14 protein-coding genes are annotated in these 13,512 nt (G+C 69.3%); 3 read left to right on the plus strand and 11 right to left on the minus strand.

Annotation, left to right across the window (positions count from 1 at the left end; genetic code table 11):
* The first annotated feature begins 23 nt into the window (after window positions 1-23).
* The 3 genes from PVT71_RS09315 (at window position 24) to PVT71_RS09325 (ending at window position 1,137) form a co-directional block, all read left to right on the plus strand.
* Window positions 24-176, plus strand: coding sequence for a hypothetical protein (locus PVT71_RS09315; protein ID WP_353471509.1), 153 nt, complete (start codon window positions 24-26; stop codon window positions 174-176).
* 75 nt (window positions 177-251) lie between these two features.
* Window positions 252-668, plus strand: coding sequence for a hypothetical protein (locus tag PVT71_RS09320; protein WP_353471510.1), 417 nt, complete (start codon window positions 252-254; stop codon window positions 666-668).
* A gap of 139 nt (window positions 669-807) precedes the next feature.
* Window positions 808-1,137 carry a GYD domain-containing protein gene (locus PVT71_RS09325; RefSeq protein WP_353471511.1) on the plus strand — a complete coding sequence of 110 codons (330 nt, stop codon included), beginning with the start codon at window positions 808-810 and terminating at the stop codon, window positions 1,135-1,137.
* 51 nt (window positions 1,138-1,188) lie between these two features.
* On the opposite strand, the gene PVT71_RS09330 is transcribed toward PVT71_RS09325, so the two are convergent.
* The 11 genes from PVT71_RS09330 to PVT71_RS09380 form a co-directional block, all read right to left on the minus strand.
* On the minus strand, window positions 1,189-2,604 hold the full coding sequence (locus tag PVT71_RS09330; protein ID WP_353471512.1) for an FAD-binding oxidoreductase: 1,416 nt from the start codon (window positions 2,602-2,604) through the stop codon (window positions 1,189-1,191).
* Window positions 2,582-3,592 (minus strand): hypothetical protein, encoded by a 1,011-nt coding sequence (locus tag PVT71_RS09335; protein ID WP_353471513.1) that lies wholly within the window; start codon window positions 3,590-3,592, stop codon window positions 2,582-2,584. The genes PVT71_RS09330 and PVT71_RS09335 overlap by 23 nt, the downstream gene beginning before the upstream one ends.
* 13 nt (window positions 3,593-3,605) lie before the next feature.
* Complete coding sequence (locus PVT71_RS09340; protein ID WP_353471514.1) at window positions 3,606-4,847, minus strand: FAD-dependent oxidoreductase; 1,242 nt, start codon at window positions 4,845-4,847, stop codon at window positions 3,606-3,608.
* A gap of 73 nt (window positions 4,848-4,920) precedes the next feature.
* Window positions 4,921-5,445: a DinB family protein gene (locus PVT71_RS09345; RefSeq protein WP_353471515.1), complete on the minus strand. Its 525-nt coding sequence runs from the start codon at window positions 5,443-5,445 to the stop codon at window positions 4,921-4,923.
* A gap of 141 nt (window positions 5,446-5,586) precedes the next feature.
* Window positions 5,587-6,732, minus strand: a complete 1,146-nt coding sequence (locus PVT71_RS09350; RefSeq protein WP_353471516.1) for an iron-containing alcohol dehydrogenase — start codon at window positions 6,730-6,732, stop codon at window positions 5,587-5,589.
* Window positions 6,729-8,111, minus strand: a complete 1,383-nt coding sequence (locus PVT71_RS09355; protein WP_353473861.1) for an aldehyde dehydrogenase family protein — start codon at window positions 8,109-8,111, stop codon at window positions 6,729-6,731. Before PVT71_RS09355 ends, PVT71_RS09350 begins: the two co-directional genes overlap by 4 nt.
* 7 nt (window positions 8,112-8,118) lie before the next feature.
* Window positions 8,119-9,480, minus strand: a complete 1,362-nt coding sequence (locus PVT71_RS09360; RefSeq protein ID WP_353471517.1) for a glutamine synthetase family protein — start codon at window positions 9,478-9,480, stop codon at window positions 8,119-8,121.
* 129 nt (window positions 9,481-9,609) lie between these two features.
* Window positions 9,610-10,647: a TRAP transporter substrate-binding protein gene (locus tag PVT71_RS09365; RefSeq protein WP_353471518.1), complete on the minus strand. Its 1,038-nt coding sequence runs from the start codon at window positions 10,645-10,647 to the stop codon at window positions 9,610-9,612.
* Window positions 10,648-10,705: 58 nt separating this feature from the next.
* Complete coding sequence (locus tag PVT71_RS09370; protein WP_353471519.1) at window positions 10,706-12,031, minus strand: TRAP transporter large permease subunit; 1,326 nt, start codon at window positions 12,029-12,031, stop codon at window positions 10,706-10,708.
* Window positions 12,031-12,627, minus strand: a complete 597-nt coding sequence (locus PVT71_RS09375; RefSeq protein WP_353471520.1) for a TRAP transporter small permease subunit — start codon at window positions 12,625-12,627, stop codon at window positions 12,031-12,033. Before PVT71_RS09375 ends, PVT71_RS09370 begins: the two co-directional genes overlap by 1 nt.
* A complete protein-coding gene (locus PVT71_RS09380; protein ID WP_353473862.1) occupies window positions 12,620-13,351 on the minus strand; it encodes an N-formylglutamate amidohydrolase in 732 nt (243 codons plus the stop codon). The genes PVT71_RS09375 and PVT71_RS09380 overlap by 8 nt, the downstream gene beginning before the upstream one ends.
* Between the last annotated feature and the right edge of the window lie 161 nt (window positions 13,352-13,512).

The raw sequence follows: 13,512 nt of genomic DNA on the forward strand, positions 1-13,512 counted from the left end.
TGGGGCATGCCGCGATGCGGTCGATGAAATACGAGCTCCTCGGGGGACTTGGCATGCTGGGCGCGCTGGCCGTGCTGCTGGCCATGCCCGGGGGCGCGGAGGATCGCGAGATCCTCCAGTCGACCGTCGAGACCGCGCGTGAGCGTGTCTCCGCCGATTTCTTCGGGCCGCAGTGAGCGGCGAGGGGCCGGCGCTGGCGGCGGGGCCCTTCCGAAGGTGAGTGATGACGACGAAGCGAGACAGAGGCGATGATGAGTGACCCCCTTCCGATCCGCGCGGCGGCCCGCCGTGCCGGTGCCGCCCTTCTCCTGCCGCTGCTGCTGGGCGCCTGCGCCGCCGAGGTCGCGCCGGTGACCGCCGTGACCCCCGAGAGCTTTCCCGAGTCGACCGAGCTTGCGATCGCCTGCCGGCACGACGAGGCGCTGGCGGCGCTCGACCGCACCGAGGCGGCGCGCGGCGGCGCGACCAGCGCCTCGGAGCTGCACCGGGTGGTGCTGCTGCGCGATGCCGGGCGGGCGCTCGATGCCGAGCGGGTGCTGCGCGAGCGCAACTCCCGGCCCGATGTCAGCGCCGATGACGCGGTCTATTCCGGCAATGCGGTGGTCGAAGGGCTCGACAGCCTGCGGGCCGCGCGCACGGCGCGCACGGGCCGTCCCCACTGCGGCTGACGCGCGGATCCGGGCTCCGGGCAGCGCGGTTTCGCGCCGGGGCGCGGACTGTGGTATCATTGCGGCAGGGAGGATGCGGGCCGGACCGGCCTGCGTGGTGCAGAGGACGTCCCGAGGGTCCTTCCCCGGAGGATTCGATATGCCGACTTTCATCGTGACAGGGTGCTACACGGCGGCGGCCTTGAAGGGCATGATCGCCAATCCCAGCGACCGCGCCGAGGGCGCGCGCTCGGTCGTCGAGTCGGGGGGCGGCAAGATGCTGGCCTATTACGCCACGACCGGCGCGACCGACTGGATGGTCATCGCCGACGTGTCCGACGTGCATGACCTCTTGGCCAGCATGATGGCCGTCGGGGCCTCGGGCATGGTGAGCAATGTCCAGACCGTGCGGGCCTTCACCGCCGAGGAGCTTCTGGAGATGCAGAAGCGGGCCGGAAAGGCGGCGCAGGCCTACAAGGCGCCCGCCTGAGGCGGGAGGGGGGCGGCGCGCTGCCGCCCCGACACGTTTGGCGGCGGGGGCTCAGGCCCGGATCACCGCGCCGGGGTTCATGATGCCGACCGGGTCGAGCGCGGCCTTGATCGCGCGCATCGCCGCCAGCTTGGCGGGGTCGGAGTAGCGCTCGAGATCGTCCACCTTCAGCCGGCCGATGCCGTGCTCGGCGCTGACCGAGCCGCCCATCTCGTGCACGAGGTCATGCACGCAGCGCTGCACCTCGGCGCGGATCTCGACGTAGTCCTGCTTGCGGCGGCCCTTCGGCGGGAAGACATTGTAATGCAGGTTGCCGTCGCCGAGATGGCCAAAGCAGTTGACGCGGAACTCGCCGAGCCGCGCCAGCCGGTCGATCCCGGTGTCGATGAACTCGGGCAGGGCGCTCAGCGGCAGCGAGACGTCGTGGCTGGCGATCGCGCCGATGTGGCGGTTGGCCTCGGGGATCTGCTCGCGCAGCTCCCAGAACTGGTGCGCCTGCGCCTCGGACTGGGCGAGCAGCCCGTCGCTGACCAGCCCGGCCTCCATGCCGGCGGTGAAGAGCGTCTCGAGCGCCGCCTCGGGGTCCATGCCCTGCGCGAGGCCGAGCTCGACCAGCACGCACCATTCGGGCGGCTCGGCGAAGGGCTGGCGGATCACCGGCAGCGCCTCGGCGAGGAACTCGAACCCGGTGCGGCCGATCAGCTCGAAGGCGCTGACCATCTCGCCGAGCTGCTCGCGGGCGATCGCCAGCAGGCTGAGCGCGGCGGCGGGACTTTCGACGGCCAGCAGCGCGGTGGCGGTGGCGGCGGGGACGGGCGAGAGCTTCAGCGCGGCGGCGGTGATCACCCCGAGCGTGCCCTCGGCCCCCAGCAGGAGCCCGCGCAGGTCGTAGCCGGTGTTGTCCTTGCGCAGCCGTTTCAGCCCGTGCCAGACCGTGCCGTCGGGTAGCACCGCCTCGAGGCCGAGCACCTGCTCGCGGGCGTTGCCGTAGCGCAGCACGTTGACGCCGCCGGCGTTGGTCGAGAGCAGCCCGCCGATCCGCGCGGTGCCCTCGGAGGCCAGCGAGAGCGGGAAGAGCCGGCCCGCATCCCTGGCCGCCGCCTGCACGTCGGCGAGGATGGCGCCGGCCTCGGCGACCAGCACGTTCTCCTCGGGATAGACGGCGCGGATGCGCGACATGCGCTCGAGCGAGAGGATCAGCGGCGCGGGGCCCTCGGGGGCGATCTGCCCGCCGACAAGCCCGGTGCCGCCGCCGTAGGGCAGGAGGCCGACGCGCGCCGCGCTGCAGGCGCGGACGATGGCGGCGACCTCTTCCACGTCGCGCGGCAGCGCCACCCAGCCCGAGATGCCCTGCCAGCGACCGCGCGGCTCTTCGAGGTAGCGCGGCTCGGCGCGGCGCAGCGTGCCCTCGGGCAGCGCGCGGCTCAGGGTTTCGGCAAAGGCGTCATCGGCGGGATTGAGGGGCATTGCAGTCTCCGTTGTCTTTGCCCGTGATAGCGCTCCGGCCGGCGATGCCAAGTCCCGCGGCACGGGCGTGGCAGCGGCGGTAGAGCGGCGTCATCACGAGGGGGGTGAGGAACATCGGAACCTGGTAGCAGCCGATGAAGAGCAGCAGCGGGTCGGTGACCCCGGCCGGCAGCGCCACGAGGAAGAGCCCGATGTTGCGGTTTCCGGCGATCATCGCCAGCGCCTCCAGCGCCTCGGGGCGTCCGCCGCGCGACCGCAGCCAGAGCGTCAGCACCTGCGGGCCGAGGTTGGCGGCGAAGGCCAGCGCCATCCAGCCGAGCAGCTCGCCGGGGCGCTCGATCAGCGCGGGGCGGATCTCGGAGGTGAGGGCGAGCACGATCACCGTCATCAGCAGCGCCGAGGCGCCGTCGAGCTGGGCAAAGGCGGCGGGTCCGGGGCGCGGCAGGAGCAGCGGGCGCAGCGCGAAGGCAAGCCCGGTGGCGGCGAGGATCACCAGCAGCAGCTTCGCCGCGGCATCGAGGATCCCCGCCGCGCCGCCGAGCGCGGGCAGCAGCGCAAAGACCGGCAGCGTGGTCGCGGGCAGGATCACCATGCCGAGGATCAGCATGCGCAGCGCCGGGGCGGGATCGCCGCCGACCATCAGCGTCAGGTTCGGGCTGCTGGCAAGCGGCGCGGCGGCCATCAGCAGGATCAGTGCCAGCGCCGGCGGGCTGTCGAGCAGGCCGAAGGGGGCGGCGAGGGCGATCAGCGCCAGCGGGCAGATGAGCTGGAAGACCAGCAGCGCGCCGAGCGTGCCCCTCAGGTGCCCCATGGCGCCGAGCGCGGCGCGCGGGCCGATGCGCAGCGCCGCGGTGAAGAGCATCGCCGCCACCAGCTCCGACAGCCACGGCCGCACGAATTGCGTCACCTGCGGCACGGCGATGCCGAAGGCGAGGCCGATCAGCATCAGCCAGCGGGCGTGGCGGGCCAGGAAGGGCAGGAGCGTCATCGCCGCCGTCCGGTCAGGCGAAGCGGCGCGGCGAGAAGGGGGTGACGTCGATGTTCGGGCTCTGGTCCGAGATCATCTGCGCCAGCAGTCGCCCGGTCCTCGGCCCGGCGGTGAGGCCGATGTGGTCATGGCCGAAGCCGACGTAGGCACCCTTCAGCGCCGGGGCCGCGCCGATCACCGGCAGCGAGTCAGCGATCGAGGGGCGGTGGCCCATCCATTCGACCTCGCGTTCCCAGGTGAGCTCCGGCATGGCGGCGCGGATGGCGCGGCGCAAGAGCTCGAAGGGCGCGGCCGAGGGCGGCGCGTCGAGCCCGCCGAACTCGACGATCCCGGCAAGCCGCAGGCGGCCCTCCATCGGGGTGGCGACGAATTTCTGCGCGGCGAACATCACCGGCGACCGCGGCATGACCGAGGGCTCCCAGAGCTCGAGGTGATAGCCGCGCTCGCTTTCCAGCGGGATGTCGAGGCCGAGCCGCTTCGCCAGCGGGCCGGACCAGACGCCGGTGGTCAGCACGGCGGCGTCGCAGGGCAGGGTCTCGCCGCCGATCCTGAGGCCGGTCAGCCTGCCGTTCTCCTGCGCGATGTCCTGCACCTCGCCGATCACCAGCCGGGCGCCGAGGCTCTGGGCGTGGGTCGCGAGATCCTTCACGTACTGGCCCGGGTCGGTGATCCGGCCATGGTCCGGCTGGCGCACGCCGAGGCCGAAGGCCGGGCTCATCGCCGGGTCATAGGCCTGGAAGGCGCCGTGCTCGAGCAGCTCGTGGGTGAAGCCGAGGCTGCTGCGGGTCTGCCAGCCGAAAGCGTCGGCCTCGAAGGCGGCGCGGTGCGGATAGGCGAAGACATAGTCCGAGGGCACGATCCACTTCTCGGCCGGGGTGCCGCCGGCGAGCGCGAGGTGATCGGCGAGGCTGTCGCCGATCAGCGGCGCGATGGCGCGGGCGCGGGTCAGGGCAGCCTCGGCATTGGCGTGGGACATGTAGCGCATCAGCCAGGGGAGCAGCTTCGGCAGGTAGGGCCAGCGCAGGAACAGCGGCTGGTCGGGGTCGAGCAGCATCTTCGGGGCCTTCGCCCAGAGCCCCGGGCCGGTCACCGGCAGCACCGCCGCCGCGGCCAGAACGCCGCCGTTGCCATGGCTGGTGCCCGAGGCCGGGCCCCCGCGGTCGACCAGCACCACCTCGTGTCCCGCGCGGAGAAGCTCGAGCGCCGTGCTCACCCCCACGATGCCCGCACCGATCACCGCCACCGTCTTCGTCATCTGCCGTTCCCCGTCCGAATGTCGGCGCCATAAGGCGACGTCGGGGCAGCATGTGCAAGGGGGCGCGGGCGGATCAGTGCGGGAACCACGCCCGGGCGGAAGGGACGCGGCCGTATTCGAGGTAGAAGTCGTCGAGCTGCGGCGGGGCGTAACCGGCCTCCTGCAGCTGCACATGCGCCTGCCCGCGGTGGTGGACCTGGTGCTGGAAGAGGTGCAGCAGCAGCGGCTCGACCTTCTCGTGCACCGGGCCGGAGGTGCGCTGGGTGAGCCGTTCCTCGTGCATCATGGCGGGGGTGAGCGACTCGCAGAAGGCCAGCAGGCGCAGGTCGCTCTCGGCCTGCAGTTTCGCCAGCGCGGCCGGGTCGTCGATCTGCGCGCGATTGCGCAGCGACAGGCCCAGCCCGCCGCGCACCAGCGCGTCGATGTAGTAGAGATCGACCAGCAGGATGTGGTTCATCGTCAGGCTGAGCGAGGGGAAGAAGCCGGGGCGCGGGTCGGTGAACTCTTCCTCGGTGAGCGCGGCGAGCACGGTGTAGAGCGTCTCGTTCGCCCAGGCATTGTTGCGGGCCATGAGGGTGTAGGGCGTGGGCGCGTGCATGGGGGTCCTCCCGGTGGGTTGCGGGAGTGTAGCCCAAGCGGCGGGAGCGGCGAAGGGGGGCTGGGGGCGGCTTCTCCTTTGTCATGCAAACAAAAAGGGCCGGGGCTTTCGCCCCGGCCCTCTGTGCTCGATCGGAACGACTCACATCGCGGCGCGGAACAGCGCCTCGAGGTTCTCCTCGGTCAGTTCGACCGGGTTGCCGCCGCAGGACGGGTCCTTGATCGCGCCGCGGACCAGTTCGGGGATCGACTCCTCGGTGACGCCGAGCGCACGCAGCCCCTTGGGCACGCCGAGGCTGTCGTTGAACTCGTCCACGAAGGCGCAGAAGCCGTCGAAGCCGCCCTCGATGCCGAGATAGCCCGCCGCCTTGTCGAAGCGGTCGCGGATCGCGTCCGCGTTGAACTTCAGCACGGCGGGCATGCAGACGGCGTTGGTGGTGCCGTGGTGCGTGCCGAAGACCGCGCCGATGGGATGGCTCATCGAATGGATTGCGCCGAGACCCTTCTGGAAGGCGGTGGCGCCCATGGCGGCGGCGCTCATCATCTGCGCGCGCGCCTCGAGGTCGGTGCCGTCGGCATAGGCGCGGGGCAGGTACTCGATCACCAGCCGCATGCCCTCGAGGGCGATGCCCTGCGACATCGGGTGGTAGAAGGGCGAGGAGAAGGCCTCGACACAATGGGCAAAGGCGTCGAGCCCGGTGCCGGCGGTGATCGCCTTGGGCATGCCGACGGTCAGCTCGGGATCGCAGATCACCACGGCGGGAAGCATCTTGGGGTGGAAGATGATCTTCTTCTCGTGGGTCTCGGAATTGGTCAGCACGCCGGCGCGGCCGACTTCCGAGCCGGTGCCCGCGGTGGTCGGCACGGCGACGACCGGGGCGATGGCCGAGGCGTCGGCGCGGGTCCACCAGTCGCCGATGTCCTCGAAGTCCCAGATGGGCCGCGTCTGCCCGGCCATGAAGGCCACGCATTTGCCGAGGTCGAGCCCCGAGCCGCCGCCGAAGGCGATCACGCCGTCATAGCCACCCGCCTTGTAGGCTGCGACGCCCGCCGCGAGGTTGCGCTCGTTGGGGTTGGGGTCGACGTCGGCGAAGAGGCCGCATTCGAGCCCGGCCTTCTCGAGGATGGCGATGGTGCTCTCGGTGATCGGCAGGGTGGCAAGGCCGCGGTCGGTGACCAGCAGCGGCTTGCTGATGCCGGCCTGCGCGCAGGCGGCGGGAAGTTCCGCGATGCGGCCCGCGCCGAACTTGATGGCGGTGGGGTAGGACCAGTTGGCGGTGAGGCTCATTTCGTCACCTTCTTGAGATGGTAGGACTTGGGACGGGTAAGGTTGTGATAGCCGATGACCGACAGGCCGCCGCCGCGCCCGGTCTGCTTGCAGCCGGTCCAGCAGAGCCCCGGATCGAGGTAGTCGGCGCGGTTGAGGAACACGGTGCCGGTCTCGATCTGGTCGCCGACCTCCTGCGCGCGCGCGACGTCCTGCGTCCAGAGCGAGGCGGTGAGGCCGAAGGGGCTGTCGTTCATCAGCGCGATGGCCTCGGCGTCGTCCTTCACCTTCATGATGCCGACGACCGGGCCGAAGCTCTCGTCGCGCATGACGCGCATCTCGTGGGTCACGCCGGTGAGGATCTGCGGGGTCAGGTAGGCCGCGCCGTCATCCTCGGGGAATGTGTCGATGTGGGCGGTGGCGCCCATCTCCAGCGCCTCGGCGATCTGCGCGCGCACCTCGTCGGCGAAGCGGACGTTGGCCATCGGGCCGAGCGTGGTCGCCGCGTCGAGCGGGTTGCCGAGCTTGTAGGTCTTGACCAGCGCCACGGCCTTCTCGACGAAGGCGTCGTAGAGGCTTTCGTGCACGTAGATGCGCTCGATCCCGCAGCAGCACTGGCCGGAATTGAACATCGCGCCGTCGATCAGCGTGTCGACCGCGGCGTCGAGGTCGGCGTCCTCCATCACGTAGCCCGGGTCCTTGCCGCCGAGCTCGAGCCCGAGCCCGGTGAAGGTGCCCGCCGCGGCGCGCTCGATGGCCTTGCCGCCGCCGACCGAGCCGGTGAAGTTGACGAAGTTGAAGGCGCCCTCGGCGATCAGGGCCGAGGTGGTGTCATGGTCGAGGTAGAGGTTCTGGAACACCGCCTCGGGCACGCCGGCCTTGTGGAAGGCATCGGCAAGCCGCTCGCCGACGAGCAGGGTCTGGGTCGCGCCCTTCAGTACCACGGTGTTGCCCGCGATGAGCGCGGGGGCCACGGTGTTGATCGCGGTCATGTAGGGGTAGTTCCACGGCGAGACCACGAAGACCACGCCATGCGGCACGCGCCTGATGTAGCGCTTGAAGGTGGCGTCCTCGCCGACCTCGATGTCGGCGAGCGCGCCCGCGGCGATCTCGGACATGTAGGAGGCGCGCTCGTTGAAGCCGCGGAACTCGCCGCCGTAGCGCACCGGGCGGCCCATCATCTGCGCCAGCTCGGGGACGATCTGGTCATTCTGCGCGCCGATCTCGGCGACGCCCTTCATGACGAGCTCGATGCGCTCGGCCAGCGGGCGGGCGGCCCATGCGGCCTGCGCGGCGCGGGCGGAGGCGACCGCCTCGCGCGCGAGGTCGAGCGGCAGGGTCTCGCGCGAGGCGAAGGCCGAGCCGTCGATGGGGGTAATGCAGGTGAGGGTGGTCATCAGTGTCTCCTCAGGCGCGCTCGAAGCCGCGCGCCAGCTCGTAGTCGGTGACGGTGCGGTCGAAGTCGGCCTGCTCGACCCGCGCGGCATGGGTGTAATGCTCCATCACCGCGTCGCCAAGCGCCGCGCGCAGCATCTTCGACCCGGCAAAGGCCTCGATCGAGGCGCGCAGGGTGCTCGGCACGTCCGGCACGTGGTCCATGCCGTAGATGTCGCCCTTCACCGGGTCGGAAAGCTCGAGCTTCTCCTCGATCCCGGCGAGGCCCGCGGCGAGCTGCGCGGCGCAGGCGAGGTAGGGGTTCATGTCCGAACCGGGGATGCGGCACTCGATGCGCACGCCCTTGGTGTGCTCGCCGACGAGGCGGAAGCCGGCGGTGCGGTTGTCGACCGACCAGGCGGTCTTGGTCGGGGCGAAGGTGCCCGGCACGAAGCGCTTGTAGCTGTTGACGTAGGGCGCCAGCAGCAGCGTGACGTCGGGGGCGTATTTCAGCAGGCCCGCCACGTAGTGCCGCATGGTCTGCGACATGCAATGCGCGCCGTCCTTGTCGTAGAAGGCGTTCTCGGTGCCGCGGAACAGCGACTGGTGGATATGCGCGGCGCTGCCCACCTTGTCGGCCTGCCACTTGGCCATGAAGGTCGCGCCGTGGCCCTGCTGGTGGGCGATCTCCTTGATCGCGTGCTTGGAGATGACGTGGTGGTCGGCGCAGGTCAGCGCGTCGGCGTAGCGGATGTTCAGCTCTTCCTGGCCGGTCTCGGCCTCGCCCTTGGTGCATTCCACCGGCACGCCCATGGCGTAGAGGTGGTTGCGGATCGGCCGCATCACGTATTCCTCGCGGCTGGTCATCTGGATCGAGTAATCCTGATTGTAGGGCGAGAGGGTTTCGAGGTCGCGCCAGCCGCTGTGGCGGATCTCGTCGTAAGAGCGGGCGTAGAGGAAGAATTCGAGCTCGGTCGCCATCATCGGAGAGAGGCCCATGGCCTCGGCGCGGGCGATCTGCTTCTGCAGGATCTGGCGCGGCGATTCCGACACCGGGTGGCCGTGGTGGTCGAGCACGTCGCAGAGGATCATCGCGGTGCCCTCGAGCCAGGGCACGCGGCGCAGCGTCGCGAGGTCGGGCTTCATCACGTAATCGCCGTAGCCCGAGGCCCAGCTCGTCGAGGCGAAGCCCTCGGGGGTGCTCATGATGACGTCGGTGGCCAGCAGGTAGTTGCAGCAATGGGTCTCGACGACCGCATGCTCGAGGAAGTTGGAGACGTGGAAACGTTTGCCCTGCAGACGGCCCTGCATGTCCACGATGCACACGAGGACGGTGTCGATCTCGCCGGTTGCGGCGGCGGCTGTCAGGTCGTCTAGGGTCAGGGGGGCGGTCATTCCGCGTGCTCCTTGCTGGGCTTGTCCGTGTCGCCGCGCGGGGAGGCGCGGAGATTTGATCAAATTATTCTACAGGCTCGGCCCCCGCAATAGCTCTGCGGGGGCCAAATGTCGCTGCGGTGGCACGGCTCAGAAGTTGTAGGGCGGGCCGGCCTGGTTGATGACGCCGTTGTACTCCTCGAAGATCGAGACGACCTTGGCGTGGATCTCGCTTTCCTGGGCGATCTCCTTCCAGAAGGCCTTGGCGGCGTTTTCCACCTCGGCCCACTCTTCCGGCGGCACCGAGCGCAGCTGCAGCTTGTCGCCGGTGGCGCGCAGCTTGGCCTCGCCGCCCCAGTACCACTGGTTGCGGTAGGTGTCGGCGGCCTTGATCCCGGCCATCACCAGCGTCTTGAGATGCTCGGGCAGGTCGGCCCAACGCTGCTGGTTGACGAAGATCGAGCCGATCCAGGCGCCCGAGATGTTGTTGGTCAGGAAGTAGTCGGTGACGTTCGCCCAGCCCACCGTGTAGTCCTCGGTGATGCCCGACCAGGACATGCCGTCAAGCTCGCCGGTCTGAACGGCGACTTCCGCATCCTCGTAGGGGATGTTCACCGGCACCACGCCGAACTGCGCGAGGAAGCGCCCGGCGGTGGGGAAGGTGTAGAGCTTCAGCCCGTCGAGGTCGGCGAGGCTGGTGATCTCTTTCTTGGTGTTGAAGTTGCACGGGTCCTGACCGGCGGCGGAGAGCCAGGTCACGCCCACCTTCTCGTATTCCGAGCGCCAGATGTCGGCGAGCCCGTATTGCTGGAAGAGCACCGGCACGTCGAGGATGTGCTTGGTGGCAAAGGGGAAGTAGCCGCCGAAGACCCGCATCGGGGTGGGCGAGGCCATCGAGTCGTCGTCCGAGTGCACGGCGTCGATGGTGCCGCGCTGCAGCGCCTGGAAAAGCTCGCCGGTGGGGACGATCTGGTCGGCGTAGTAGAGCTCGATCTCCAGCTCGCCCTGCGCGGCGTTGTTGATGTAGTCGACGAGCGGCTTGGTCACCTGCTCGCCGAGGGCGGCACCCGCGTAGGTCTGGAAGCGCCACTTGATCGGCTCCTGCGCGCGGCCGATGGACGGCGCCGCGAGCGCAGCCGGAGCGGCCAGTGCGGCACCGCTCAGGATCTTGCGTCGTGTCAGGGTCATCTTGTCTCTCCTGTTGCGTGGTTGGGGGGTAGCGCCCCTCTTTGCGGGGGTCTCGTTGTTAGTTGTCGTAGACGAGGTTCGGCAGCCACAGGGCCAGATCGGGGAAGATCATGATGATCGCGAGCACCAGGACCATCACCGCCACGAAGGGCACGATCGAGGTGTAGATGTCGCGCAGGCCGATCTCGGGCGGGGCCATGGCGCGCATCAGGAACAGGTTGTAGCCGAAGGGCGGCGTCATGTAGGCGATCTGGCAGGTGATGGTGTAGAGCACGCCGTACCAGACGAGGTCGAAGCCGAGATGCCCGACCAGCGGCACGTAGAGCGGCGCCACGATCACCAGCATCGCCGTGTCGTCGAGGAAGGTGCCCATGACGATGAAGCTCAGCTGCATCAGCACGAGGATCATCCAGGGGCTGAGGCCCAGCTTCTCGGTGAACAGCTCCTCGATGGCGCTGACCGCGCCGAGCCCGTCGAAGACCGCGCCGAAGGCGAGGGCGGCGAGGATGATCCACATGAACATGCACGACACGCCGAGCGTCTGGCGCACCGAGGTCTCGAACACCTCGCGGGTCATCCGGCCCTTGATCACCGCGGCAAGGAAGGCGGCGACGGCGCCGATGGCCGAGCTTTCCACCAGCGAGGTCCAGCCGCGCACGAAGGGCACCATCATGACGAAGAAGATGACAAGCGGCAGCAGCCCCGCGCGCAGCAGGCGCAGCTTCTCGGACAGCGGAATGTCGCGGTCGGCCTTGGGCAGGATCGGCCCCAGCTCGGGGTTCAGCTTGCAGCGGATGATGATGTAGATGATGAAGGCCGCCGCCATGACGAGGCCCGGGATCACCCCGGCGAGCCAGAGCTGCCCGACCGGCTGGCGGGCGATCATCGCGTAGAGCACCAGCACCACCGAGGGCGGCACGAGGATGCCAAGGCTCGATCCCGCCTGGATCACCCCTGTCACCATGCGCTTGTCATAGCCGCGCTTCAGCAGCTCGGGCAGGGCGATGGTGGCACCGATGGCCATGCCGGCCACGGACAGCCCGTTCATCGCCGAGATCAGCACCATGAGCCCGATCGTGCCCACGGCGAGCCCGCCGGAAAGCCCGCCCATCCAGACGTGGAACATCTTGTAGAGATCGTCGGCGATCTTCGATTCCGACAGCACGTAGCCCATGAAGATGAACATCGGCAGCGTCAGCAGCGGGTACCACTTCATCAGCTTGATCGAGGCGGCGAAGCCCAGATCGAACCCACCCCGGTCTCCCCAGAGGCAGAGCGCGGCCACGACGGCGACGAATCCGATGGCGCCGAAGACGCGCTGCCCGGTCAGCAGAAGGCCGAGCATGCCCGAGAACATGACGATTGCGATCAGGTCCTGGGACATCAGATTTCCTCTCCGCGGATGCGGGCGATGTCGCGGAAGAACTCGGCGACGCATTGCAGGATCATCAGCGTGACGCCGAAGCACAGGATGACCTTCACCGGCCAGACATAGGGGCGCCAGGCGCTGGGGCTGCGCTCGAGATGGCCCATGTGCTCGGCCGCGGCGCCGGGTCCGCCGGTGACGAAGGCCCAGAAGAGCTCGCCGAAGAACTTGAAGGGCTCGGTGCCGAAATAGCCGAAGCTGTAGGCGGTCGAGCTGATCGCCCCCCAGAGCAGCACGCCGAGGTAGAACATAAGGAACCAGATGGTGATGACATCGACGATGGCGCGGCGGCGCGGCGACCAGTCGCCGTAGAAGAAGTCCATCCGCACGTTCGAGCCCATCTGGATCGAGTAGGGCCCGCCAAGGACGTAATAGGCGACCATGATGAACTGCGCGGTTTCCAGCGTCCACAGCGTCGGCGTGAAGAAGGTCTTCGACACCGAGGACCAGACCAGCACGCCGATCAGCGCAAAGAGCAGGTACATGGCGAAACGCCCGATGGCGCGGTTCATCCGGTCGATGATCCGCACGTAACAGATCATGGCCTCAGGCATTGTCCGTCTCCGTCAGTCCAAGGCCTGCCAGCGCCGGGCGCAGCAGGGTCAAGAGTTCGCCGGCGATCGTCTCGATCCCGGTCTCGTCGGCGAGCAGGTCGTTGCGCACCTCGATCATCACGTTGGGCAGCTCGTTCCCGATGCCGTGCAGCTTCAGCGAATGGGTCACGCCGTCCTCGGGCCCGTAGGGGTCGTTGCGGGCGATGCGGCGGCCGGGCAGGCGGGACGCCTCCTCGAGCATGTAGTCGGCAAGCCGGCTGTCAGCGTCGTGCAGGATGCCGATCTCGACCGCGCGCGGCTTGCCGAACCACGTCGGGGTGAAGCTGTGCACGGTGACGAGGGCAAAGGGCGTGCCGAGCGTCTTGCGGGTCACCACGGTGCCGGTGACCGCGGCGCAGAAGGGATCGTAGATGTCGCGGGTGCGCTGGGCGCGCGCCTCGGGCGAGAGGCCGGCGTTGCCGGGGATGGCGACGGTCTCGGTCTGCACGGGCATGGCCGAGGCGGCCTCGGGCGGGCGGTTGAGGTCGTAGACGAGGCGCGACACGGTCCCGGCCACCAGCGGCGCGTCGAGCGCCTCGGCGAGCCGCTTCGCCAGCGCCAGCGCGCCCGGGTCCCAGGCGGCGTGGCTTGCCCGGTCCTCGTCCCGCAGTCCGAGCCCGGCGTAGCGCGCGGGGATGGCGTTCGAGGCATGTTCGCAGAGGAAGAGCGCCGGGCCGCGGCCCATGGCTCTGCTCACTTCGAATGCGCTGGCGTCGTCCTGCGGCACGTCGGTCCCCCTGACTTTGGAAAAAGCTTTCCACGAGGCTTCCGATGCGTCAATATTTTTCCAGAGCGATTTCGGGCAGATGCGGGTCACCGCCAAGTGCGCCCCGAAATTGCCCATTT

Origin of the sequence: Salipiger sp. H15 (genome assembly GCF_040409955.1) — a bacterium.
Classification (GTDB): Bacteria; Pseudomonadota; Alphaproteobacteria; order Rhodobacterales; family Rhodobacteraceae; genus Salipiger.

Excerpts from the sequence above, each read along its gene's own strand:
- PVT71_RS09315 (WP_353471509.1), top strand. The coding sequence starts at position 24 with ATGAAATACGAGCTCCTCGGGGGACTTGGCATGCTGGGCGCGCTGGCC.
- PVT71_RS09380 (WP_353473862.1), bottom strand. The coding sequence starts at position 13,351 with ATGGGCCGCGGCCCGGCGCTCTTCCTCTGCGAACATGCCTCGAACGCC.
- PVT71_RS09350 (WP_353471516.1), bottom strand. The coding sequence starts at position 6,732 with ATGAGCCTCACCGCCAACTGGTCCTACCCCACCGCCATCAAGTTCGGC.
- PVT71_RS09335 (WP_353471513.1), bottom strand. The coding sequence starts at position 3,592 with ATGACGCTCCTGCCCTTCCTGGCCCGCCACGCCCGCTGGCTGATGCTG.
- PVT71_RS09375 (WP_353471520.1), bottom strand. The coding sequence starts at position 12,627 with ATGCCTGAGGCCATGATCTGTTACGTGCGGATCATCGACCGGATGAAC.
- PVT71_RS09325 (WP_353471511.1), top strand. The coding sequence starts at position 808 with ATGCCGACTTTCATCGTGACAGGGTGCTACACGGCGGCGGCCTTGAAG.
- PVT71_RS09365 (WP_353471518.1), bottom strand. The coding sequence starts at position 10,647 with ATGACCCTGACACGACGCAAGATCCTGAGCGGTGCCGCACTGGCCGCT.
- PVT71_RS09360 (WP_353471517.1), bottom strand. The coding sequence starts at position 9,480 with ATGACCGCCCCCCTGACCCTAGACGACCTGACAGCCGCCGCCGCAACC.
- PVT71_RS09320 (WP_353471510.1), top strand. The coding sequence starts at position 252 with ATGAGTGACCCCCTTCCGATCCGCGCGGCGGCCCGCCGTGCCGGTGCC.
- PVT71_RS09345 (WP_353471515.1), bottom strand. The coding sequence starts at position 5,445 with ATGCACGCGCCCACGCCCTACACCCTCATGGCCCGCAACAATGCCTGG.
- PVT71_RS09340 (WP_353471514.1), bottom strand. The coding sequence starts at position 4,847 with ATGACGAAGACGGTGGCGGTGATCGGTGCGGGCATCGTGGGGGTGAGC.
- PVT71_RS09330 (WP_353471512.1), bottom strand. The coding sequence starts at position 2,604 with ATGCCCCTCAATCCCGCCGATGACGCCTTTGCCGAAACCCTGAGCCGC.
- PVT71_RS09370 (WP_353471519.1), bottom strand. The coding sequence starts at position 12,031 with ATGTCCCAGGACCTGATCGCAATCGTCATGTTCTCGGGCATGCTCGGC.